Raw genomic sequence first — 22,728 nt, 5'->3', positions numbered from 1 at the left:
GATGAGGGCATTCGGGGTAATCGTCCTCATTCGTCATCGCGGTCGGAGCCACAGGAGCTGCCGTCCGGCGGGAGCGTTCCGTACAGCAGGAAGGCGTCGACCTTGCTGTGCACGCACTTGGACGAGCCGTAGCCGGTGTGGCCCTCGCCCCGGTTGTCGAGCACCACGGCCGACGATCCGAGCCGCCTCGCCGTCTCCACCGTCCAGCGGTACGGCGTGGCCGGGTCGCCCCGGGTGCCGACGAGCAGCATCCTCGGTGTCTCGACGTCCTTGACGTCGTCACGGATGTAGTCGGTGCCCTTGGGGCGGCCGTAGCACATCAGTACCTGAGTGAGCCGGTACCGTCCGAACACCGGTGACGCCTGTTCGTAACGGGCGCGCAGCCGGCCGAGGTCCTCGGTGACCTGCGCGGCGGCGGGGCGGTCGGGATCGTCCGCGCAGTTGACCGCCATCAGGGCCGCCGGCAGGTTGTCGAGGGGGATGTCCGCCGGGTCGGTGAGTCCGGCGTGCGGGGGCCGCCGCAGCGGCAGGGTGAAGCCTCCGGACAGGAACGCCTCCAGGCCGCGGGTGTCGCCGTCCTCCAGCAACTGGGCGACCGCCCTCTGCAGCGACGGCCACAGCTCCCTGCTGTACAGGCCCTGCCCGAGGGCGCCCGCGAAGTCCTGACCGGTGAACGCCTCACCGAAATCGGTCGGCAGCGGGTCCTTGTCGAGCGACTCGACCACCTGTACGACGTGTTCCCGGGCCTCTCGGGGATTGCGTCCGAAAGGACACGCGATGTCCTCGGTGCACCAGGTCAGGAAGCTCTCCAGGGCGGTCTGCTGCCCCCGGGCGCTCGCCACGCCCTGGTCGGCCAGCGGTTCGGTCAGTGTGTCGACGCCGTCCAGCACCATCCTGCCGACCCTCCCGGGGTACTGGGCCGCGTACACCGCGCCGAGCCGGCTCCCGTACGAGAAGCCCAGGTAGTTGAGCTTGTCGTCGCCGAGCGCGTCGCGCATGACGTCCAGGTCGCGGGCGGCGTTGACCGTGCCGATGTGGGGCAGGACGGGGCCCGAGTGCTCGGTGCACTCGGCCGCCGCGGCACGCAGCTCTTCGAGCACGGCCCCGGGGTCGGCCACGTCGGCGTTGCCGTCCGTCGCGTCCAGGGCGTCCGAGGCGTTTCCGCAGCTGACCGGCGAGGAGCGGCCGACGCCGCGCGGGTCGAAGGAGACGACGTCGTAGCCGTTCGTCAGGCCCATGAAGTCCTTGCCGCCCATGGCGAGTTGGGCCACGCCCTGACCGCCGGGTCCGCCGAAGTTCAGCAGGACCGATCCCCGGGACCTGCCCGTGGCCCGGTAGCGGGCGACGGCGAGGTCGAGGGTGCCCTTGCCGGGCCTGGCGTAGTCGAGCGGAACGGTGACCTTCCCGCACTGGAGATCCTTCGGCATGTCCATGCCCTCGCACTCGGTCCATGTGACCTTCTGGTCGTAGAAGTGCGACAGGCCGGGCGCGGGGCCGTCGGCGGCCGGCAGTGCCGTGCCCAGCAGGGCGAGCCCGGCCGTGCCGGTGACCGCGCAGCGCCGTATCGAGGGGCGCGTGGACAGCTTGGCCAGCATCGATGCCTCCAGGGACGCGGGGCGACCCGCAGCGGACCGGGACGCCCTCGCTCACCATATGCGCGCCCCGAGGGCCTCGCCTCCGGGCGGGCGGGGCCGCGCGGCGAACCGTTTCCCACGAGGCCCGCCCCCGCGCGGGCCCGGACGCGGAGCCGGAATACGAAGGTCTTTACCGCTAGTTCGACAACCGGCCCGCTCGATGGAGTGAAAGGCCGATAAGCCATAACTCGGACCGGGCGTCCGGCGTTCTCCCCGGTGCGGGTGAGTGCCCGCGACGATGTCTGGAAGGCAGGGGTCCATGCGAAGGATGACCCGAAACGGAGTGATCGCCGTCGCCGCCGCCTCGGGCGCGATGGCCGTCACCGTCCCCGCGTACGCCGGTTCCGGTGCGGACGGCTCGGCGGCCGGGTCGCCGGGGGTGCTCTCCGGCAACACGGTCCAGCTGCCGGTGCACGTCCCGGTGAACGTGTGCGGGAACACCGTGAACGTGGTGGGGGTCCTGAACCCTGCGGCCGGCAACAGCTGCGTGAACCGGGACGAGGGGCGCGGCGGCCGGCCGGGCGGGTCCGGCGGCGCGGTGGCCGAGGGCGGAGCGAAGGGCTCACCCGGAGTGATCTCCGGCAACGTCGTGCAGCTGCCGGTCGACCTCCCCGTCAACGCCACGGGCAACTCGGTCGACGTGGTCGGTATCGGCAACGCGGCGACCGGTAACGAGTCCTCGAACACCCCCGGCGATCACCGCCCGGTCCGTCCACAGCACCCGCCGAAGCCGGTCCCCGAGCCCGTTCCGAAGCCGGCCCCGCCGCACCGGGCGAACCCGGCCCCCGAGCCGGCATCGCGCACCGTCCCGCACGCCCGGGGCGCCTTGGCCCACACGGGCACGGACCACGCCCTGCAGGCCGTCGCGGCGAGCGCGGCACTGGTGGCCGGGGGAGTGGTGCTGCGTCGCAGGTTCCGCCCGGGCGCGGACGGCTGACCCGTTCGGGTCACACCGCCTCCGCCACCGCCGTGAGCAGCACCATCCCCGTGTCGCCGTGGCCCGGCGCCGTCGGACCCATGTCGATGCGGGTCACGTCCAGCTCCCGGGTCAGGGGTGCGAAGACCTCCGTGACGGTGGCCGGGTTCACCGGACAACCCGGCCAGCGGGAGGCCGGCCCGATGCGGTAGGTCGGCATGTTCTCCATGAAGGCGGCGACCAGGCGGCCGCCCGGCCGGGCCGTTCGGACGAAGGTGCGGCAGAAGTCGGCGAACTCTGCGAAGTCCTCCGTGGCGCTCTCGGCGACGAAGTGCATGGAGGCGAGTTCGTACGTACCCGGGGGGAGGGACCGGACGTCGGCGTGGACGACGTCGACCGGTGCCAGCGCCCCGGCCAGGGTCGCGGGCACCTCGGGGTTGAGCTCCCGGCACAGCGCGTGGAACGGGAGCCAGCTCGCGTCAGGACGGTGACAGATCTGGTCCGTGAGGTAGGCGACGTTGCTCGCCCCCGCCTCGACGGCTTCGATCCTGCGGCTCGTGGCGGACGCGAGCATCAGCGGGTAGAGATTGGGGCCCGCCCCGAACTCCACCGAGCGGGCGATGCCGCCCGGCGGGAGGTGCCGGTAGTAGGCGCTGTGGTGCGCGATGACCGCCGCGTCCCAGGGATGCACGTCGCGGTAGTGCTCCGCGAGGTAGTCGGCGACCGGCCAGCGGTCCCAGTCCACGTCGTCGTTGTGCGTCGTCATGGCCGGCCAGCCCTTCAGCCACATGGGGCAGCGCACCCGTCGGGAGACCGGGGCGTACGCCTGGTCATGCCTCTGGGTCCACTTGGAATCGATCGTACGTTCGCCCGGATGGCCCTGCATCTCGGTCGCCCGCCCGCCGGGTCGGCCGAGTCCAGGTTCTCAGCCGTGGCCGAGGTGGAACCTGGCGTGCAACTCCCTCACCTGGTCGCTCAGTTCGGGCACGGGGCCGTCCACGGCTACATGGGGTGCCACCTCGCGGACGGGGAGTGGCCGGACCGGGGGCGCGGGGGCATCCAGCTCGCTCAGCCAGGAACTGAGCTGTTCGGACGAGGCGACGTAGACGATCCGGCCGAGGCCGACCCAGGCGTGGGCGGCCGCACACATCGGGCAGTGCTCGCCTGAGGTGCAGACCGTGGCCGCCGCCCGTTCGCCTGGCGTCAGGTGCGCCGCCGACCAGCGGGCCGGCTCGAACTCGGGGTGCCGGGTGCGGTCGCCCGAGGCCACCCGGTTGCGGTCCTCGGCGAGGACGGTGCCGTCACCGCCCACCAGGACCGAACCGAACGGTTCGTCCCCGGCCTCCAGGGCTTCGGCCGCGAGTTCCACGCAGCGGCGCAGGTACGGCAGTTCCGTGTCCTTCACGACCATGGGACCGGCCCTTCGCGAGACGATGTGATCGCGAGGACCTTATGGCGTCTGCGCACCGCAGGAGAAGGAGCGGGGCCGCGGGCCGAGGGGCGGCCGCCGACCCGCAAAATCCTTTGCCCTCCGGTTCGGTGCCTGCTGAGGTGTGCTCATGAATCATGCGGAGCTGCTCGCCCTCTTCGACCACGAGCTGCGTGCGGGGGCCCGGCCGGACGGTCCGGACGCCCGAGTCGAGCGGACCGGCGGTGTCGTCCGTCAGGTCGCCTCCGCGGGGGGCTGGAACGGCATCGTGTGGTCCGCCCTCGACCAGGCCGGGGCGGACGCGGCGATCGCCGGGCAGATCCGTCACTACAGCGGACTCGGCCTCGACTTCGAGTGGAAGGTGTACGGGCACGACCGGCCGGCCGACCTGGGGCGGCGGCTGCGCGCGGCCGGGTTCACGTCCGGGGAAGAGGAGACGCTGATGATCGGAGAGATCGGCGCTCTCGCCCTCGACACCGCACTGCCCGAGGGCGTGCGCGTCGTGCCGGTCACCGACGCGGCGGGCGTCGACCACGTGGCCGACGTCCACGAGAAGGCGTTCGGCGCGGACAGCTCCTGGCTGCGACAGCAGCTCCTCGCCCGGCTGTCGGCCGACCCGGACACCGTCGTCGCCGTCGTGGCCCTGGCCGGCGACCAGCCGGTGAGCGCGGCCCGCATGGAGCTCGTGCCCGGCACCCCCTTCGCGGGCCTGTGGGGCGGCGGCACCGTCCCGGGCTGGCGCGGCCGGGGTGTCTACCGCTCCCTGGTCACCCACCGTGCCCGGGCCGCCGCGGCCCGGGGCTTCCGCTACCTGCAGGTCGACGCCTCCAGTGAGAGCCGGCCGATCCTGGAACGGCTCGGTTTCGCGGCGCTGACCACCACGACGCCGTACGTGTACACGACCTAGCACGACGGCCCCCGCGGCAGCGGGGCATGAACGGGCCGGCCCAGGGGGCGGACCGGCCTTCGAATCCCTTGCGGTCGGCGCTACGGCCTGGGCGTGGCCTTCGCCGCTGTTCCGGCGCACACCAGCCCCAAGATCACGGCCAGTGCGCCGATGACGATGTTGTTCCACACGACACCGGCGTCCGGGCTGTCGCCGACGATCCACGGCGAGATGATCATCCACACCCCGAGGGCGCACATGGCCCAGCTCAGGCCGTACATGCGCTCCGGAGCGCGAGTGAAGCCGAGCGCCAGCAGGCCGATGGCGATGCCCATGATCAGGTTGTGGGTCACGAGTGAAGGCTGGCTGGTCGTGTAGTGGACTATCCACGGGGAGGCGGCGCAGTACAGACCGAGCAGGAACACCGGTCCGTCCACGAGCGCCACATCACGGCCGCCGAGCATACGGGCGTAACGGTCCCGCATCTCGGAGGCGTCGGGGTGGGTGGTGATGTCACCTCTGGTGGGCGAGACGTTGGCCATGACTCGTCTCCTTCATGGTGCAGGGCGACCGCGTCTGGAGGGGTGTGCGGTAAACGCCGCGTAAGGGTCATTCTGCTCTTATTTTCCCTTTATGTGTAGGGCTTGGAGCAGAGCGGGTGTCTCTGCCCGGCGGTACATGTCCGGGCGGATCGGGGGCATCCGGATGTGTACGACACAGACCGGCGACGTCGTCCGGCGGACGGCGTGGGACAGGGAGGGCAGCGGACGTGACCACGGCCATCGGCGCGAAGGTGTTGGAACGGTTCCCGGCGGGGTCTCCGCGCGGATCGTGGCCCGCGGAGGAGTACGCGGCACGCCGCCGCGCCGAGGGCGAGCCGGCCACCGTCGTGATGGACCTGGAGTCGGACGCCTTCCTCGTGGTCGTTCCGGAGGACGGCGACTGAGCTCGGCGCGGTCGCACGGCAACAGCGCGCCCTCCCTGGTCGTGACGAACAGGGAGGGCGCGCACGGTTCTTCCGGGGTGCCTGCCGTGAACAGGCCGGTCCGGGATACGAGATGAGCCGCGATTTCCTTGACGGCCCTCGACCTCCGCTGCCACGATCCATGGCATGACCATGCGACTGGACCTCACGCGGCGACGCCATGTCGACCTCGCACGCGTCTCCAGCGCTTCCTGTCGCGCCGCAGCCTGAGTCTCCCGGCTCGCCGCTTCCCTTCACCGCCGTTTCCGCCGCCGGCCTTGTCCGCCGTGCAGGCGGCATGCCCTGAACGGTGATGTTCCCCCGCCTGAATCCGGCACCTCCGCACGCCGTTCGAACGTGGCGTGCCCGAGTTCGGCGATTCCCCGCGCAGTCGCGCCCTCTCCAGGAAATGAGAGCCCATGGCCACCATCCTGTCCGTCTCCGGCAGCCCTTCCGCCTCCTCCCGCACCAGCCGACTGCTGCGCCACCTCGACAAGCGGCTGGCGGCCCAGGGACATCACGTGATCCCGCTCGACGTCCGTACCATCCCGGCCGAGGCCCTGCTCGGCGCGGACTTCCGCCACCCCGCCATCGTCCAGACCACCGAACTGTTCGCCCGGGCCGACGGCGTCGTCATCGGCACGCCCGTCTACAAGGCGTCCTACTCCGGTGTTCTGAAGGCCCTTCTGGACCTGCTCCCGCAATACGCCCTCACCGGCAAGACCGTGCTGCCGCTCGCCACCGGCGGCAGCGTCGCCCACGTCCTGGCCATCGACTACGCCCTGCGCCCGGTCCTCAGCTCCATGGGCGCGGACCACATCGTGCAGGGCTGGTTCACCCTCGACCAGCACCTCACCGCACACGAGGACGGCTCCCTGACCGTCGCGCCGGACGCCTCGGAGGCGTTGGACCAGGTGGTCGACCAGTTCTCCGCGGCGCTGGACCGCACCCCGCTGCTCGCCGTGGCGGGCTGACACCACGCCGCCGCACGCACGTTCCCCCGATCGGAGTCACCCCGTGTCCCTCACGTTCCACTGGTTCCTGCCCACCAACGGTGACAGCCGCCATGTCGTCGGCGGCGGTCACGGCACCCCGGCCACCGCGTCCGGGCGGGACCGGCCGCCGACGGTCGCCTACCTGAGCCAGATCGCCCGGGCCGCCGAGGAAGTGGGGTTCGCGGGAGCTCTCACGCCCACCGGCGCCTGGTGCGAGGACGCCTGGCTCACGACCGCGATGGTCGCCCAGCACACCGAACGCCTGAAGTTCCTCGTCGCCTTCCGGCCCGGCCTGATCTCGCCCACGCTCGCCGCGCAGATGGCCGCCACCTTCCAGCGTCAGACCGGCGGGCGGCTGCTGCTCAACGTCGTCACCGGCGGCGAGAACAAGGAGCAGCGCGCCTTCGGTGACTTCCTCGACAAGGACGCCCGGTACCGCCGCACCGGTGAGTTCCTGCGCGTCGTAAGGGAGTTGTGGGAGGGCGGCACCGTGGACCTGCAGGGGGAGCACGTCCGGGTGGAGGAGGCGGCGCTGGCCCGGGTGCCCGACCCCGTGCCCGAGGTGTACTTCGGCGGCTCGTCGCCCATCGCGGGCGATGTCGCCGCCCGGCACGCCGACGTCTACCTCACCTGGGGCGAACCCCCGGCCCAGGTCGCCGAGAAGATCGCCCGCATCCGGTCGCTGGCCGCAGCCCGGGGCCGCACCCTGCGCTTCGGCATCCGGCTGCACGTCATCACCCGGGACACCGCCGAGCAGGCCTGGGGCGAAGCGGACCGGCTGCTCGACGGCTTCGATCCGGAGACGGTGGCGTCCGTGCAGGCCGGACTCTCCCACAGCGAGTCCGAGGGGCAGCAGCGCATGCTCGCCCTGCACGGCGGCCGCCGCGACCGCCTGGAGATCCACCCCAACCTGTGGGCCGGCATCGGCCTGGTGCGCGGCGGGGCGGGCACCGCCCTGGTCGGCAGCCACGACGAGGTCGCCGAGCGGATCAAGGAGTACCACGCCCTGGGCATCGACGAGTTCATCCTCTCCGGCTACCCGCACCTGGAGGAGGCGTACTGGTTCGGCGAGGGAGTCCTGCCGCGCCTCGCCGCGCAGGGGCTGTGGCGGCACCCCGCGGGCGGTCAGGGCGCACCCGCCGCCGCGGCCCCCTTCGTGCCGGTGGCGAGCTGACACCCCGCCACGTCTTCCGCCGGAGACCAACCCTGGTGCAGGGCCCGGGCGTCCTGGTCACCGAGTGGGCACGACCGCCCCTCGGTGAACAGGAGAGACTCGCATGTCCTGCGGGCGAAGGTCGTGGGCAAGAGCGGCCGGACGAACCGCTCCCTGTCCGCGATGGTCGGCACCCCGGAAGACCGCTCCCACCGCCAACCAGGTGAACCACGCGGTCACCGCACTAGTGGGCCGCCAGCGAGCCGAGGTGCGTCCGGCGTGCCTCGGCCGTCTGACCCTGCACCAGCAGGAACATCCCCTCGCGCGCCAGCCGTTGCGCCGGGCTGCCCAGTGCCATGGCCCGGCCGCCCCCGGCCACGATCGCCGCGGTCGTGGCCGCGCTCAGCAGGTCGTACGCACGCGTCTTCACGGCAAGTCGTTCCGGGACGCAGTCGCGTGAAGGGGGCCGGTCGGCCAGGGCGTAGGCCTCCGTGCGGACCTCGTCGAGCCGGGAGCGCAGGGAACGGGCCGTGTCCCGGCCGTCCGGGTTCTGCGCCACCAGGTCCAGCGCCGCGTACGCCACCCCGAACACGGCCGGACTGGCGTTGGCGGCCCGGGGCAGGTCGACGTGGGCGAACTCCTCCTGCGACGTGCGCAGCACCACCGACTCCTCCGGCAGCCACAGGCCGTCCAGCTCCAGGGACACCGTACGGGCGGCGGTCAGGGCCGCGAGCCGCATGGGCGCCGACGGCGTCAGGCCCGGCTGCTCGCGGGCCTCGGCGAACCCGAACACCACCTCGGCCGTGTCCGTCACCCCGGCCAGCAGCATCACATCGTTCAGACCCCACCCCGTGTACCAGGGCACTCTTCCCTCGAACCGCCAGCCGCCCTCCCGCCGCACGGCCCGCACCGGCACCCGGGGGAAGGCGCGGACATGGGCGAAGGCGATGCCGGCCATGAGCGCGCCGGTCGCGAGCGGACGCAGGAGCTTCTCCCGGACGGGCGAGTCGTGGGTGGCGAGCAGCTTCACCGGTGTGTGGTGCTGGGTCTGCACGAACCAGGTGGAGCAGCACGCCCCGGCCAGGATCTCGGCGGTCTCGCGCGCCACGGCCACGGGCGCCTCGGCGCCGCCGTACTCCCGTGGCGCGACCACCCCGAGAAGTCCGGCCCGCTTCACTGCCTCGAGGTGGCTCGCGGGCACCCCCTCCTGGTCGACGCGTTCGGCCTGCGGGACGAGGAGATCGCGCGCGAGTCGCTGTGCGTGGGTGACGAGAGGGTGCGGTGTGGTGGTCATGCGGGGATTCTCGCGGCGGGGCGGCGCGGGATGCGGATCCGGGGGTGTGTCGGCCGGTTCCTGCGCGGTCAGCGCGGCGCGTCCAGCTCCGTGAGCACGTCGAAGTCGAGCCCGTCGGCCCGCGCCAGGTAGATGCGCTGGCGCACATGGGCGTCCCGCAGATGCAGCAGCCCGCGCGGGCCCTCGTACGACACCGCCCCGGCTCCCGCCGTCGCGCCGATCGCCGAGACGTCCAGCGTCCCGGCCCTCCTCAGCAGTGCGGCCAGCAGCAGCACACCCTCATAGCAGGACTCGCCGAGGCTGCCGAGGGCGGGCGCCTGGACGCCGTAGCGGGCCGCGTACCGTCCGTGGAAGTCGAGGGCGTCCCGATCGGCCAGCGAGGCGAAGTACCCGGCCGTGCTGTAGAGGTCCTGCGTGGCCTCGGGGCCGCTCGCCACCAGCATGTTCTCGTCCATCAGTGTGCTCAGCCGCAGACAGCGCGCGGGCAGGCCGTATGCCGCGAACGCCCGGTTGAAGCGGACCGCGTCACTGCCGACGAGCAGCATCAGCACCGCGTCGGCGTCCGTGCGCTCGACGCGGCGCAGCACCGGCTCGAAGTCCTCGGAGCCGAGCGGGAGATAGGCCTCACCGGTGATGCGTCCGCCGTTGGCCCGGGCGTAGGCGCGCGCCGAGCGGGCCGTGTGCCGGGGCCACACGTAGTCGTTGCCCACCACGAACCAGCGCCGCACCCCGCGCTCGCGCGCCAGCAGCCCCATCGCCGGACGGAGTTGTTCGTGCGGCGTCTCGCTGGTCAGGAAGACCCCCGCCGTGTCCTCGCCGCCCTCGTACAGCGCGGTGTACACGTAGGGGACGCGGTGCGCGATCCTAGGCGCCAGCGCCTGCCGTACGGAGGAGATGTGCCAGCCGGTGACGCCCTGCACTGCACCCAGGGATACCAGCGCCTCCATCTCGTCCGCGATCTCGTCGGGCGGGCCCGAGCCGTCGACCGGCACCAGCCGCAGCTCCCTGCCGAGCACGCCGCCGTCCCGGTTGACCTCCTCGGCGGCCAGCCGGGCACACAGTTCGCAGGTGGGCCCGAAGATCCCGGCCGGACCCCGCAGGGGGAAGACGAGGGCCACGCCGAGCACGGAGTCGTCGGCCGTGAACCACTCGGGCGCTGGGAGGTCGTGCCGGAACATGGCGTCATGATCTCGGCTCCACCGGACGAACTCCAGTGCGTCTCCTACGATGGACATCCCTCGTGACCTAGGAGCAGGGATGCCCAGCCCGACCCCGCGTCGTCCCGACGACCTCGTGCAGTTGCTGACGCGGGCCGAACGGCTGGCGGCCCGGCGTTTGCAGGGTGTGCTGGAGGCCGAAGGCTGCTCGCTCGACGCGTGGCGGGTGCTGGCCGCGCTGTCCGACGGTGAGGGGCACCACATGACGGGGCTCGCCGAGGCCGCTTTCCTGCCGCCTCCGACACTGACCAAGCTGGTCGACCAGCTCGTCGATCAGAATCTGGTGCACCGCAGGGTCGATCCGTTCGACCGGCGCCGTGTCCTGGCCCATCTCACCCCGCGCGGCCAGGAGTACTGGCTGCGTGTCGAACGCGCCGTCCGCGCCGGCTGGCCGCCGCTCCGCGACGGCGACGACGACCTGTTGCGGTCCCTGCTGGACCGGCTGGCGGCGATCCTGGAGGGCTCGGCGCGCGTGTGAGCCCCGAGCGGGGCAGGGCGGGCCGTGGTCCGGCGTGATTCCGGCAGGTCTGTACCTGACTGGTCTACACCCTTGACTGGTACAGACCAAAGCGGTTGAGTGTGGCTTCCAGCCCCCACCACGGCCCCCCCCACGCCGTGACCGGAACACCGGCGCAAGCGGTCAAGGGACTGCTTCGCCCTGCCCTCGCCGGGGTGCGGCCGTGCTCCGCGAAGGAGTTGAATCCGTGTCGAGACGTCGCATCTCCGCTGTCCTGGCCACCCTGGCCCTCGCCGGCACCGCACCGGTGCTCCTGCCCGCCACGAACGCCTCGGCCGCCGCGTGCTCCAGCTATCCGAACTGGACGGCCGGGAAGTCGTACGCGGCCGGCGACATCGTCCGTTACACCGACGGCAAGGCCTACATCGCCGAGCACGCCAACCCGGGCTACGACCCGGTCGTCAGCACCTGGTACTGGGAGCCGTACGCCTGTGACAACGGTCCGGGCACCCCGAACGCGCGGTTCGTCGTGACCGAGGCGCAGTTCAACCAGATGTTCCCGAACCGGAATTCGTTCTACAGCTACAGCGGTCTCACCGCTGCCCTCGGCGCCTACCCGGGGTTCGCCAACACCGGCGGCGACACGGTGAAGAAGCAGGAGGCCGCGGCCTTCCTCGCCAACGTCGGTCACGAGACCGGCGGTCTGGTACACGTGGTGGAGCAGAACACCGCCAACTACCCGCACTACTGCGACTGGAGCCGGCCCTACGGCTGTCCGGCCGGGCAGGCCGCCTACTACGGGCGCGGCCCGATCCAGCTGAGCTGGAACTTCAACTACAAGGCGGCGGGCGACGCGCTCGGCATCGACCTGCTGAACAACCCCTGGCTGGTGCAGAACGACTCGGCCGTCGCCTGGAAGACGGCCCTGTGGTACTGGAACACCCAGACCGGCCCCGGCAGCATGACCCCGCACAACGCCATGGTGAACGGCGCCGGTTTCGGCCAGACGATCCGCAGCATCAACGGCTCCCTGGAGTGCGACGGCAAGAACCCGGCGCAGGTGCAGAGCCGGGTGACCAACTACCAGCGCTTCACGCAGATCCTCGGGACGTCGCCCGGCGGCAACCTGTACTGCTGACGCGGGACCGTGCGGCGTGGTGTCATGCGGGATGTCATGAACCTGACGGTTGACCGAAGGGCATCCCTCATGCGCCTACGCACCCCCCACGCCCTGCTTGCCACGGCCGCGGCACTGGCCGCCGCGGTCGTGGCCCCTCAGCCCGCTGCCGCCGCCGCTCCCGCCGAGGGCACCTACTACGTCCAGAGCGTCACCACCGGGCTCAACGCGGCGGACAGCGGCGGCGCGGTCGAGCAGCACAGACCCCGGGGCAACGAGGACCGCCAGCAGTGGCAGTTGAAGCCGAGCGGGTCCTCCTACCTCCTGGAGAACACCGTCGCGCCCGGCAGCTGCCTCGGCCGCAGTGGCGACCAGGCGGCGACCGTCGCCTGCGCGAGTGCTGACGCCGGCTGGGAGATCAGCCCGATCGGCGCCGACCGCTACACGCTCAAGGTTCCGGGAACCGCCCGCCACCTCACGGTCGCGCCCAAGCCGTCCGGCGCCACCTACCCCGCCCGGCTCGCCCTCGGCGGACCCGGCGACCTCGCCGCCTGGTACCTCACCCCGGTCACGCCCGTCACGCAGCCCATGCCGCCGCAGGACCGCCGCACCCTCGACCAGATCACGTTCCTCACCACGCACAACGCGTACGCCAACGGTGTCGACGGCGGCTTCGCCCCGCCCTTCGTCAACCTCGTGCCCAACCAGACTCGCGGCATCGAACGCCAACTCGCCGACGGCGTCCGCGGATTCATGCTGGACATCCACCAGACTCCCGACGGCGCGATCCTGTGCCACAACAGCTGCACTCTCGTCAGCAGGCCCGTCGCCCTGTGGGTCGACCTCCAGCGCATGGTCGACTTCCTGAAGGCCCACCCCGACCAGTTCGTCACCGTCTTCCTGGAGGACTACGTCGACCCGGCCGTCCTGCGCGCCGAACTCGCCCGTGTCGACGGCCTGCCGGACGTGCTTTACCGGCCCGACCTCACCGGCGTACGGCACAGCGGCTGGCCCACGATGACGGAGCTGGCCGCCGCCGGTGACCGACTGCTGATCTTCACCGACCACAGCCGCTCCGCCGACCAGGCGGCGGGACTGACCCGGGACAGCTTCGGCGTCATGTACCAGCGGGAATGGACCGTCGAGAACTACTGGTCGATGGGCTCGGGCGTCGGCACTTCCGACTGGTCCTGCTACAGCCGCTGGTCCGGCGCCGACACCGACATCCCACTGACCCGCACCGAACCGGGGTTCCGCCCGCTCTTCGTCATGAACCACTTCCGGGACGTGCCGCTCGCCGGTACCGCCGGCACGGACAACACCAAACTCGCCGACCGCGCCCAGAGGTTCTGCCAGCCGGCCGCCCGCAAGAAGCCCAACTTCCTCGCCGTGGACCACTACGACCGGGGCAACCCAACCTCCGCCGTCACCACACTCAACTCCTACACGTATCCGTAGTACGTATCCGCAAAGCCGTTTCACCGGCCCGGCCGCCGTGTGTGAGACTCCGCCGATGAGCTCACAGACGATCACCGCGGCCGCCGCGGGCACCTGGAAACTCGGCGACCTGCCCGTCCACCGCCTCGGCTTCGGCGCGATGCGGCTGACGGGCAGCGCCGCCTTCCACCACGGCACACCGAGCGACCGCGAGCGGTCGATCGCCGTCCTGCGCAAGGCGATCGACCTCGGCGTGAACCACATCGACACGGCCGCCTTCTACTTCTCGTCCCTGCGCTCCGCCAACGAACTCATCAACAGCGCGCTCGCGCCGTACCCCGACGACCTCGTCATCGTCACCAAGGTGGGCCCGTACCGGGCCTACGACGGGGAGTGGGGCACCTCGGCCCGCCCCGAGGACCTGCGCGGCCACGTGGAGGAGAACCTGCGCCAGCTCGGCCGCGACCACCTGGACGTGGTCAACCTGCGCCGGATGCCCAGGTACGACTCCGTCGCCGAGCACTTCGGAGCCCTCGCGCAACTGCGTGACGCGGGTCTGATCCGGCACCTCGGCGTCTCCAACGTCACGTCCCGCCATCTCGCCGAGGCCCGGGCCATCGCGCCCGTGGTCTGCGTCCAGAACCGGTACGCCCTCGACCGCCCCGACCCCGAGTCCGACGAACTGCTCCGCATCTGCGGCGAGGAGGGCATCGCCTTCGTGCCGTTCTACGCCGTCGCGGGTGAGGCCGGCGAGCAGGGCGCCACCACCGCCCACGACGAAGACGTCCGCGCCGTCGCCCGCGCCCACGGCGCGAGCCCCGCCCAGATCCGCATCGCCTGGACCCTGCACCAGGGCCCCCACGTCCTCGCCATACCCGGCACCGGCAACCCCGACCACCTCACGGAGAACGTGGCAGCGGGCGCCATCCGCCTCACCGACGAGGAACTGAAGCGGCTCGACTCGCGTCGGCACGAGGCCGGTTGAGCGACCTCTACACGACCCAGACACCCTCCCGCATGAGGTGCCGGCGGGGCAGCTCGTGCTGCTCGCACCACGCCTGCACCGCCCGCGGGCGCACCCGGAAGAACGCGTACGACGCGTGGTCCGTGCGCGGATCCCAGCCGGTCTTCGCGCGAAACGCCTCGGCCGCAGCCGGCGGCACCTCGCCCATCGTGCAGGTCCGCACCTCACCGTCGACGAGCACGACGTCCCGGGTGTCGCCGAAGGCCAGCCGGGCCCGGCCGCCGTCGCGCAGATTGCGGCCGGTGGGGTTGGTCAGCCGGGTGCACAGCCACACCTCCTCGTCGTGCCACACGAACCACAGCGGCACCAGGCAGGGGATCCCTCCGGCATCCGCCGTCGCGACCCAGATGTCGATCTCGCGCCGCAGGCGGCCCAACACGTCGGCCTTGCGCTGCTCGGGGGTGCGGGGTGGCTCGGTGATCGTCATGGACGCGACGGTAGCGAGCGGCGCCGCCCGGCGCCTCGGTCCACGGTCCCAGGCCCGGGACCAGGACTTTCGTCCGGGGTCTCGGGCCGCAGGTCCTAGTAGAGGATCGAGGGCAGGTAAGCCCCGTCGGGCCGGTTGTACAGGCCGATGGACATGAGGCTCATCAGCTGCACGACCTTGAGGCCGTTGGACAGGCACCATCTGAGCAGCGCGCTGTCGCTCACGGGGACGAGGATGCCGGGACCGCCGAACCGCGGGGCCGCCGCTATCAGGGCTTGGAGGTCCGGGGCGGTCTCGCCCACGGCGTGCGCGAAGAAGGCCAGGTCGGTGGCGTACCCCGTGACCCGTCCCGCACGCTCGACGACCCGGGCGGTGCCCTGTTTGAGGGCGTCGGCGACCTCGCCGCCACGATCGACGCCATGGACCTGTCGGCACACGTCGTTACAGGCCCCGAGGTCCGCGTCCGTCGCCTCCCGCACCTCGTAACCGGGCATCGCACGCCGGATCGGAGGGCCCTGAACGCAGGCCACCGTGGCCCGGTGGGCGAAGCCCAGGCCCGTGTACAGAGAGAACGACCTGTTGTGGTAGCCGCTCTGCACCAGCCGGATGCCCGGTGCCCCCCGTTCGTCGGCCCGCTCCATCACGTTCAGCATCAGGCGGCGGCCCACGCCCGCGTTCTGCACGGTGGGGTCGACGGTGACGGGCCCGACCCCGACGACGATCGAGCGTTCGTCGAGGAAGTTGCTGCCCACGACCCGCCCGTCGAGCTCGGCGACGACGCTGTAGAAACCCGGGTGGGCCAGGGCTCCCTCGATCAGCGCGACACCCACGTCGGGGCTCGGGATGTCGGGCGGGAACGCGTGCTCCCCGGCGATGCCGGCGAAGGCCTCGTAGCAGATCCTTCCGCACTCTGCGGCATCGTCCGCAGCGCCCGGGCGCAGTATGAGATCCACGATCGCCATCCCCTTCTCGGTACACCCCGCACGGCGACCCACCCTTCGCTTCCATCCTGTGCGCCTCCCGGCCGGGGCGCATCCGGCGCGGCGGCACCCCTAGGTCGCCGGAGACTCAGGGCTGTCCAGGTACTGCGCCACACCCCCGCCCAGCGACCAGTCGGCCGACTCGTTCTCGGTCAGCACGATGAACACGTTCCGCGGCTCGGTGCCCGCGTATGCCTGCGCGAGCTCGGCGGTCCGGCGGTACAGCGCCTGTTTCCGGGCGGGCGTACGGCCGGAGCGCAGGGTGATCGCGATGTAGGCGATGCCCTCGTCGCGGTGTACGCCGAGGTAGTCGTCGTAGCGCAGGGTGCCGCTCGTGCCGTCGTGGTCCACGAGGACCTGGAACCGGTCGTCGGGCGGGATGCCGATCGTCTCGGTCAGGGCGTCGTGCACGGCACGACCGAGTGCTGCCAGGCGTTCGGGTCCGGCGTGGAGCGTGTCGATGCGGACGAAAGGCATGGGACCTCCGGATGGGGTTGAAACGGGTTGTACATACTAGTAGTTACAGAGCTGCTCGCGAAAGTCGCCCGAGTAGTTGGCATCCGTCGAGTTTTACGTATAACCTCACCGGTCAACCGCCCGCTCCGAGAGGCCCCGATGAGACGTATCGCCCTGGTCACCCTCGTCGTCGACGACTACGACGAGGCGATCCGCTTCTACACCGACGCCCTCGGATTCCGGCTCACCGACGACGAGCCCCGGGCCGACGGATCCCGCTGGGTCGTCGTCGAACCGGGCACCCCGGGAACCGGCACCGGCCTGCTGCTGGCCCGCGCCAAGGCGGAGGCCCAGGCCGCCCGGGTCGGCGACCAGACCGGCGGACGGGTCGGCTTCTTCCTGCACACCGACGACTTCGCCCGCGACCACGCCCGGATGACCGCGGCGGGCGTGACCTTCCTGGAGGACCCGCGGCACGAGCCGTACGGGACCGTCGCCGTCTTCCAGGACCTGTACGGCAACCGCTGGGATCTGCTCCAGCCCGCCGGCTGACCTTTCCACCCTCAGAACCACCCGCCCGAGGAAAGACCGCCATGACTGCTACGCGCGTAGACGACGACCTGATCCGCAACCTCCCCAAAGCCGTGCTGCACGACCACCTCGACGGCGGCCTGCGCCCCGCCACCGTGGTGGAGCTGGCCGGGGCGGTCGGCCACACCCTGCCCACCACCGACCCGCAGGAGCTCGCCGCCTGGTACTACGAGGCCGCCAACTCCGGCGATCTGGTGCGTTACATAGCCACCTTCGAGCACACGCTCGCCGTCATGCAGACCCGTGAGGGCCTGCTGCGCACGGCCGAGGAGTACGTGCTCGACCTGGCCGCCGACGGTGTCGTGTACGGCGAGGTCCGCTACGCCCCCGAGCTGAACACCAACGGCGAGCTGACCATGGCCGAGGTCGTGGAGACCGTCCAGGAGGGCCTGGCGGCGGGCATGGCCAAGGCGGCCGCCGCGGGCACTCCGGTGCGGGTCGGCACCCTGCTGTGCGGGATGCGCATGTTCGACCGGGTGCGCGAGGCCGCCGATCTGGCCGTGGCGTTCCGCGACGCCGGTGTCGTCGGCTTCGACATCGCCGGTGCCGAGGACGGCTTCCCGCCCGCCGACCACCTCGCGGCCTTCGAGCACCTGCGCCGCGAGAACGTGCCGTTCACCATCCACGCCGGTGAGGCGCACGGCCTGCCCAGCATCCACCAGGCCCTGCAGGTCTGCGGTGCCCAGCGCATCGGGCACGGCGTGCGGATCACCGACGACATCCCGGACCTCGCGGCAGGCAAGCTCGGCCGGCTCGCGGGCTGGGTGCGCGACCGGCGCATCGCGCTGGAGATGTGCCCGACGTCCAACCTCCAGACGGGCGCCGCCACCTCGATCGCCGAGCACCCGATCACCGCGCTCAAGGACCTCGGCTTCCGCGTGACCCTCAACACCGACAACCGCCTGGTGTCGGGCACCACGATGACCCGTGAGATGTCCCTGCTGGTCGAGCAGGCGGGCTGGACCGTCGAGGATCTGCGCACGGTTACCGTCAATGCCCTGAAGAGCGCGTTCATCCCGTTCGACGAGCGCAACGCGCTCATCCGGGACGTGGTGCTGCCCGGTTACGCCGCCGCGCTCTGAAGCAGCCCCCGCAGGTAGGCGGCCTGTCCGACGTGCTGGAGATCGTCGGACAGGACGCTGACCAGCCTGACGCCCAGCGTGACCGGCGGGTCCCAGCGCTCGTCGATGACGCGTTCCAGGTCCTTGGCGGCAAGGCCCCGCAGGGCCTCCAGACTCTGCTCCTGCACGGCGTCGTGGTAGCCGGTCAGCAGTTCGGCCGAGTCGACGCGGACCCGGGCGACCTTGGCGGGGCTGTGCCCGTAGCCCGTGTCGCGCCGGGGGAGGTCCAGCCCGAAGCGTTTCGCCCAGTCCTGCGACAGCCACACCTGTTCGAGACCGAAGGCGTCGGCCATGTGGTCGTCCTGGACGCGGGTGAGGTGCCAGACCAGCCAGGCGATCGAGTTGGTGTCGGGGGAGGGGCGGGCGCTCAGCTCCTGGGGCCCGAGCCCCTCGACGGTGGCGTGGACTTCTTCGCGGATGCGGTTGAAACCGTCGATGAGGATGTCCTTCGCATGCATGACTCCACCATCGCGCATCGCCGGGGATCACGCGCCGGGGAGTGCACGCCCCGGATCACGCGCAGGGGAGCACACGCGGGCGATCACGCGTCGGGAATCCAGCTCCCGTGGAAGCCCAGCGGCACCCGGCCCGGGAGATGGATCCGGGCCACCGGCTCCCCGGTGAAGTCCTGGGCCGCGAGGATCACCAGGTCCGACGCCCCACGGTCGGGGTCGTGCACATACGCGATCGCGTACCCGTCGCCCTCCGCCGTCCTCCCGTCATCCGGGTCGGACGCCACGAACACGGCCTCGCTCGCCGCCGCACCCGCGGGCAGCCGGTGAACCTCGGAGGTGCCGCGCAGCAGATCGTGCTTGATGAGCGCGTTGGCGAAGGCGCCGTCGGGCGGCGTGCCGTCGACCGCCTGGTAGGCGAGCGACATCTCCGCGGCCGCCGCCGAGTAGCCGTACCGGTGCCGGCGGGACACCAGTGCCTCGTTGACACGCGGGAACTCCTGGGGGCGGTCGTCGAGGGTCCCGGTCCGCACCCGCCCGTGCCGCAGATCGATCGTCCAGCGGTCGAGACGGGGGGTGCCCGCGGTGTGGGGGCCGCCCGAGCCGTTGCCGGCGACGAGGAACGGCGCGTCGAAGTTCGTCATGTCGACGACGATGTGCGGCCCCTCGTCGTACGCGTTGAGCGTGTGCGAGTAGTAGACCGGGTCGACCTCGAACCAGCGCACCGTGCCGCCCTTGCGGGGCAGCACGCCCACCCTGGCCGGGTGCCGGTCGTTCCAGACGTAGGGCACGAGGTCGCCGCGCTCGGCGCCCGCCGGGTCGAAGGTCACCGGCATGTCGAGGATGACCACGTGGTTCTCGGTGAGCGCGAAGTCGTGGATCATCGGCGCGTCCGCCACCGGGATCCTCGTGATCCGCACGACCCGGCCCGACGGTCCGACGACCAGGTGCCGGACGTGGTCCCACGTCGGGTAGTAGGCGATCGCGTGCAGCTCGCCCGCGTGCACGTCGAACTTCGTGTGCGCGGTGAGCGGGCCCTTGAGGGTGCCCCGGAAGTCGTGGGTGCCGACGGTGTTCAGCTCGTCGTCGAGTTCGTACGGCAGCGGCCCGCTCTCCTGGAGCGCGAGGATCCGCCCCCGGTAGGGGATCACATGGGTGTTGCAGGGGAAGTCGTCCGGCGGCACCGGGCCCGGGTAGGGCTCGCCGAGCTTCTCCGCCACCTGCGAGGAGCGCACCCAGCGGTTGCGGTACCACTCGGCACGGCCCTCGCGCAGCCGCACGCCGTGCACCATGCCGTCGCCGAGCATCCAGTGGTGGGCGCGCGGGTCCTCCAGGCCCAGGACGTTGGGGCCGTTGCGCAGGTAGCGGCCGTTCAGCTCACGCGGGATGCGGCCGGTGACCGGCAGGTCGAAGGCCGTCAGCTCCTCGGTGACCGGCGCGAACGCGCCTTCCAGGAAGGGGAAGCGGCGCGGCGCCGTATGGGCCGCCAGGGCCGGAGCGGCTCCGGCGCCGGAGCCGACGAGCGCGCCCGCCGCCGTGACCGCGGCCGCGCCGCGCAGCACGCTCCGTCGTGTGTGATCCGTCATCTGCCGTACTCCTGACCGTGGTCCGTTTCGGGGACGGTCACGGTTCTGGTGCGCGGGACGGGTCCGGTCAGGAGGGCTGGACACCCTCCTGGGGTGGTGCCAGACCCCCTGTTTCCAGCAGCGCCATCAGCGCCCGGGCCGCCGGACTGGTCGCCTGCTCGGGCGGCAGCAGGGCCACCGTCTCGTACACGGCGTCTTCCGCACCCTTCACCGGCAGGGCGGCCAGCGAGGCGCGCTTGTGCCGGAAGTGGCGCGGCACGACGGCGATGCCGAGATCCTCGTCCACCAGGTCGAGGAGGCTGTGCACGTCGTTGACCTCCAGGGCGACGCTCCGGCGCACGCCCGCCGCGGCGAACGCGGCGTCGGTGGTGCGCCGCGGCCCCCAGTCCGGGTGGAAGTCGACGAAGACCTCACCGCCGAGATCCTCCGGCGTCACCGCGGCCCCGGCCGCCGCGAGCCGGTGGCTCGGATGGCACAGCACAGTCATCGGCTCGCAGGTCAGCGGTACGGTCCGCAGTTGGTCGGTGTCCTCCTGGGCGGTGCGTACCGCGAACGCCAGATCCAGGCGCCCGGCCGCCACGTCTTCCGCCAGGGCTCCCGAGCCCGCCTGCCGCAGACAGATCTCCACGTCCGGATGGCGCAGGCGGAAGGCCGCGAGCAGCCCCGCCACATGCACCCCGGCGATGCACTGCTCTGAACCGAGCGCGAGCATCCCGCGCAGCACGCCCTGCACCGCGGCCACCGCCTCGTGGGCCGAGCGGACCTGGGCGAGGATCCGTTCCGCCTCACCGAGCAGCGCCCGTCCGGCCGGGGTGAGCGTCACCCGGCGGGTCGTGCGCACGAACAGCGGCGTCTGCAGCTCCCGCTCCAGCGCCCGGATGGACGCCGACAGGCCCGACTGGGACACCAGAAGGCGTTCCGCCGCGCGGGTGAAGTGCTGGTCCTCGGCGACCGCGACGAAGTGCTGCAGATGACGCAGTTCCATGACTGAGAAGCGTAGCCGCTGAATTCCATCGGATTCTTCTGTTGGACGCATGGGCGCAGGTCACGCCAGAGTGGACACCGGTTTGCTCCCGCCCGTGCCAACCCCTCTGGAGTCGCGTTGTACACCGCACACCCCGACCGCTATGCGGACATGCCCTATCGGCGCACCGGACGCAGCGGTCTGCAGCTTCCAGCGCTGTCGCTCGGCCTGTGGCACAACTTCGGCCCGGACCGGTCCGTCGAGACGCAGCGCGCCATCCTGCGCCGCGCCTTCGACCTCGGCGTCACCCACTTCGACCTCGCCAACAACTACGGCCCGCCGCCCGGCGCCGCCGAGTCCGCACTGGGCGAGTTCCTGAAGACGGATTTCGCGCCGTACCGCGACGAGCTGGTGATCTCCACCAAGGCCGGCTACCTGATGTGGCCCGGCCCGTACGGCGAGTGGGGATCCCGCAAGTACGTGCTGTCCTCGCTGGACCAGAGCCTGAAGCGGATGGGCCTGGACTACGTCGACATCTTCTACTCGCACCGCCCCGACCCCGACACCCCGCTCGAGGAGACGATGGGCGCCCTGCACTCGGCGGTGCAGCAGGGCAAGGCGCTGTACGTCGGTGTCTCCAACTACTCCGCGGAGCAGACCCGCGAGGCCGCCCGCATCCTGGGCGAACTGGGCACCCCGCTGCTCATCCACCAGCCGCGCTACTCGATGCTGGACCGCCGCCCCGAGGACGAGGGCCTGCTCGACGCTCTCGACGAACTCCAGGTCGGCTCGATCGTCTTCTCCCCGCTGGAGCAGGGCGTGCTCTCCGCCCGCTACCTGGACGGCATCCCCGAGGGCTCCCGGGCCGCGAGCGACAGCCCCTTCCTGAACTCCGACGCCCTCACCGAGGACCTGGTGGGCCGGCTGCGTGACCTGAACGACATCGCGAAGTCCCGCGGCCAGACCCTGGCCCAGATGGCCCTGGCCTGGGTGCTGCGCGGCGGCCGGGTCACCTCCGCGCTGGTCGGCGCGAGCAGCGCGCGCCAGATCGAGGACAGCGTCGGCGCGATCGCCAACCTGGACTTCGACGCGGACGAGCTGGCCCGGATCGACGCCATCGTCAAGCAGTAGCGAACCTGGTGTGCCCGGAGAAGTCCGCCTCCGGCCACCCGGGCGGGGGCGGACGCCTCCGGGCCTGCCGGGACTCACGCCCCGGCGGGCACCCGGTCCAGGAAGCCGAACACGGCCCGGATCCGGCCCTGCCCGTCCAGGGTGATCACATCCGACCCGGCGACCGGTGCCGAGCCGTCGGCCGTGCTCACCAGCTCCCACGAGAAGCGGGCGATGTCGTGATGCCCGTCGACGCCACCGGTGAGCCGGAACTCGAACCCCGGGAACTGCTCGCGGGCCGCCGCGATCACCGCGGTGATCTCCTCGTGGCCGCTGACGTCGGCCAGAGGGTCGGTGTACCCGCCGTCCTCGGTCCAGGCGGCGGCGACCGCCTTGGCGCGTGCCTCCGGGGAGTCGGCGTTCCAGGCCTCGAAGTAGCGGGCGACGGCGTCCTCGTGGCGGTGGGCGGTTGCGGACATGGGCGATCAGCCTCCGGACAGGTCGTCATCATCGTCATT

General features: G+C 71.7%; 26 protein-coding genes. 13 read left to right on the top strand and 13 right to left on the bottom strand.

What is annotated here, in order from left to right:
- Positions 1-26 precede the first annotated feature (26 nt).
- A complete protein-coding gene (locus tag ADK65_RS02315; RefSeq protein ID WP_053668085.1) occupies positions 27-1,595 on the bottom strand; it encodes an alpha/beta hydrolase in 1,569 nt (522 codons plus the stop codon).
- Between the two features lie 298 nt (positions 1,596-1,893).
- On the opposite strand from ADK65_RS02315, the gene ADK65_RS39715 reads away from it, so the two are divergent.
- A complete protein-coding gene (locus ADK65_RS39715) occupies positions 1,894-2,571 on the top strand; it encodes a chaplin (protein WP_078955771.1) in 678 nt (225 codons plus the stop codon).
- Positions 2,572-2,581: 10 nt separating this feature from the next.
- On the opposite strand, the gene ADK65_RS02305 is transcribed toward ADK65_RS39715, so the two are convergent.
- Complete coding sequence (locus tag ADK65_RS02305) at positions 2,582-3,316, bottom strand: methyltransferase (protein ID WP_053668192.1); 735 nt, start codon at positions 3,314-3,316, stop codon at positions 2,582-2,584.
- A gap of 159 nt (positions 3,317-3,475) precedes the next feature.
- Positions 3,476-3,961, bottom strand: a complete 486-nt coding sequence (locus tag ADK65_RS02300; RefSeq protein WP_053668083.1) for a nucleoside deaminase — start codon at positions 3,959-3,961, stop codon at positions 3,476-3,478.
- Between the two features lie 148 nt (positions 3,962-4,109).
- On the opposite strand from ADK65_RS02300, the gene ADK65_RS02295 reads away from it, so the two are divergent.
- A complete protein-coding gene (locus ADK65_RS02295; RefSeq protein ID WP_053668082.1) occupies positions 4,110-4,886 on the top strand; it encodes a GNAT family N-acetyltransferase in 777 nt (258 codons plus the stop codon).
- A gap of 80 nt (positions 4,887-4,966) precedes the next feature.
- Here the strand turns inward: ADK65_RS02295 and ADK65_RS02290 are convergent, their stop codons facing one another.
- Complete coding sequence (locus tag ADK65_RS02290) at positions 4,967-5,407, bottom strand: SPW repeat protein (RefSeq protein ID WP_053668081.1); 441 nt, start codon at positions 5,405-5,407, stop codon at positions 4,967-4,969.
- Positions 5,408-5,634: 227 nt separating this feature from the next.
- On the opposite strand from ADK65_RS02290, the gene ADK65_RS38745 reads away from it, so the two are divergent.
- From ADK65_RS38745 to ADK65_RS02280, 4 genes are all read left to right on the top strand, one after another.
- Positions 5,635-5,811, top strand: coding sequence for a hypothetical protein (locus ADK65_RS38745; protein ID WP_199825563.1), 177 nt, complete (start codon positions 5,635-5,637; stop codon positions 5,809-5,811).
- Between the two features lie 165 nt (positions 5,812-5,976).
- Positions 5,977-6,060, top strand: a complete 84-nt coding sequence (locus ADK65_RS39865) for a putative leader peptide (RefSeq protein WP_350710819.1) — start codon at positions 5,977-5,979, stop codon at positions 6,058-6,060.
- A gap of 188 nt (positions 6,061-6,248) precedes the next feature.
- The gene (gene ssuE / locus ADK65_RS02285) at positions 6,249-6,803 is read left to right on the top strand and encodes an NADPH-dependent FMN reductase (protein ID WP_053668080.1); all 555 of its coding nucleotides are present in this window, start codon (positions 6,249-6,251) and stop codon (positions 6,801-6,803) included.
- A 43-nt stretch (positions 6,804-6,846) separates the two neighbouring features.
- On the top strand, positions 6,847-7,998 hold the full coding sequence (locus tag ADK65_RS02280; protein ID WP_053668079.1) for an LLM class flavin-dependent oxidoreductase: 1,152 nt from the start codon (positions 6,847-6,849) through the stop codon (positions 7,996-7,998).
- A gap of 223 nt (positions 7,999-8,221) precedes the next feature.
- On the opposite strand, the gene ADK65_RS02270 is transcribed toward ADK65_RS02280, so the two are convergent.
- Positions 8,222-9,271, bottom strand: coding sequence for an acyl-CoA dehydrogenase family protein (locus ADK65_RS02270; protein ID WP_053668077.1), 1,050 nt, complete (start codon positions 9,269-9,271; stop codon positions 8,222-8,224).
- Positions 9,272-9,339: 68 nt separating this feature from the next.
- Positions 9,340-10,449 carry a substrate-binding domain-containing protein gene (locus ADK65_RS02265; protein WP_053668076.1) on the bottom strand — a complete coding sequence of 370 codons (1,110 nt, stop codon included), beginning with the start codon at positions 10,447-10,449 and terminating at the stop codon, positions 9,340-9,342.
- A gap of 79 nt (positions 10,450-10,528) precedes the next feature.
- On the opposite strand from ADK65_RS02265, the gene ADK65_RS02260 reads away from it, so the two are divergent.
- The 4 genes from ADK65_RS02260 to ADK65_RS02245 all read left to right on the top strand — a co-directional run bounded on the left by ADK65_RS02260 (position 10,529) and on the right by ADK65_RS02245 (position 14,484).
- Entirely contained in the window at positions 10,529-10,966 is a 438-nt protein-coding gene (locus ADK65_RS02260) for a MarR family winged helix-turn-helix transcriptional regulator (protein WP_053668075.1), read from the top strand.
- Between the two features lie 226 nt (positions 10,967-11,192).
- Positions 11,193-12,083, top strand: a complete 891-nt coding sequence (locus ADK65_RS02255) for a glycoside hydrolase family 19 protein (protein WP_053668074.1) — start codon at positions 11,193-11,195, stop codon at positions 12,081-12,083.
- 69 nt (positions 12,084-12,152) lie between these two features.
- Complete coding sequence (locus ADK65_RS02250) at positions 12,153-13,520, top strand: phospholipase (protein ID WP_053668073.1); 1,368 nt, start codon at positions 12,153-12,155, stop codon at positions 13,518-13,520.
- Between the two features lie 55 nt (positions 13,521-13,575).
- A complete protein-coding gene (locus ADK65_RS02245; RefSeq protein ID WP_053668072.1) occupies positions 13,576-14,484 on the top strand; it encodes an oxidoreductase in 909 nt (302 codons plus the stop codon).
- Between the two features lie 7 nt (positions 14,485-14,491).
- Here ADK65_RS02245 and ADK65_RS02240 read toward each other — a convergent pair whose 3' ends face one another.
- The 3 genes from ADK65_RS02240 to ADK65_RS02230 form a co-directional block, all read right to left on the bottom strand.
- Positions 14,492-14,950, bottom strand: a complete 459-nt coding sequence (locus ADK65_RS02240; protein ID WP_053668071.1) for a pyridoxamine 5'-phosphate oxidase family protein — start codon at positions 14,948-14,950, stop codon at positions 14,492-14,494.
- Between the two features lie 95 nt (positions 14,951-15,045).
- Entirely contained in the window at positions 15,046-15,912 is an 867-nt protein-coding gene (locus ADK65_RS02235; RefSeq protein WP_053668070.1) for a GNAT family N-acetyltransferase, read from the bottom strand.
- Positions 15,913-16,002: 90 nt separating this feature from the next.
- Positions 16,003-16,407: a tautomerase family protein gene (locus ADK65_RS02230; RefSeq protein ID WP_053668069.1), complete on the bottom strand. Its 405-nt coding sequence runs from the start codon at positions 16,405-16,407 to the stop codon at positions 16,003-16,005.
- A gap of 138 nt (positions 16,408-16,545) precedes the next feature.
- On the opposite strand from ADK65_RS02230, the gene ADK65_RS02225 reads away from it, so the two are divergent.
- Both ADK65_RS02225 and ADK65_RS02220 read left to right on the top strand, forming a co-directional pair.
- Complete coding sequence (locus ADK65_RS02225; protein WP_053668068.1) at positions 16,546-16,938, top strand: VOC family protein; 393 nt, start codon at positions 16,546-16,548, stop codon at positions 16,936-16,938.
- Between the two features lie 41 nt (positions 16,939-16,979).
- On the top strand, positions 16,980-18,059 hold the full coding sequence (locus ADK65_RS02220; protein WP_053668067.1) for an adenosine deaminase: 1,080 nt from the start codon (positions 16,980-16,982) through the stop codon (positions 18,057-18,059).
- On the opposite strand, the gene ADK65_RS02215 is transcribed toward ADK65_RS02220, so the two are convergent.
- The 3 genes from ADK65_RS02215 to ADK65_RS02205 all read right to left on the bottom strand — a co-directional run bounded on the left by ADK65_RS02215 (position 18,041) and on the right by ADK65_RS02205 (position 21,121).
- Positions 18,041-18,556, bottom strand: coding sequence for a mycothiol transferase (locus ADK65_RS02215; RefSeq protein WP_053668066.1), 516 nt, complete (start codon positions 18,554-18,556; stop codon positions 18,041-18,043). The two genes, ADK65_RS02220 and ADK65_RS02215, sit on opposite strands and share 19 nt — an antisense overlap.
- 83 nt (positions 18,557-18,639) lie before the next feature.
- Entirely contained in the window at positions 18,640-20,136 is a 1,497-nt protein-coding gene (locus ADK65_RS02210) for a carotenoid oxygenase family protein (protein ID WP_053668065.1), read from the bottom strand.
- 67 nt (positions 20,137-20,203) lie between these two features.
- Complete coding sequence (locus tag ADK65_RS02205; RefSeq protein ID WP_053668064.1) at positions 20,204-21,121, bottom strand: LysR substrate-binding domain-containing protein; 918 nt, start codon at positions 21,119-21,121, stop codon at positions 20,204-20,206.
- A 117-nt stretch (positions 21,122-21,238) separates the two neighbouring features.
- Between ADK65_RS02205 and mgrA the strand changes: the two genes are divergently transcribed.
- On the top strand, positions 21,239-22,231 hold the full coding sequence (mgrA, locus tag ADK65_RS02200; protein ID WP_053668063.1) for an L-glyceraldehyde 3-phosphate reductase: 993 nt from the start codon (positions 21,239-21,241) through the stop codon (positions 22,229-22,231).
- A 74-nt stretch (positions 22,232-22,305) separates the two neighbouring features.
- Here the strand turns inward: mgrA and ADK65_RS02195 are convergent, their stop codons facing one another.
- Positions 22,306-22,689: a nuclear transport factor 2 family protein gene (locus tag ADK65_RS02195; protein WP_053668062.1), complete on the bottom strand. Its 384-nt coding sequence runs from the start codon at positions 22,687-22,689 to the stop codon at positions 22,306-22,308.
- Positions 22,690-22,728 lie beyond the last annotated feature (39 nt).

This window comes from Streptomyces sp. NRRL B-1140 (assembly GCF_001280065.1).
Classification (GTDB): Bacteria; Actinomycetota; Actinomycetes; order Streptomycetales; family Streptomycetaceae; genus Streptomyces.
Note: the sequence above shows the minus strand (reverse complement) of the source record. Positions and strands in the feature narration are given on the sequence as shown.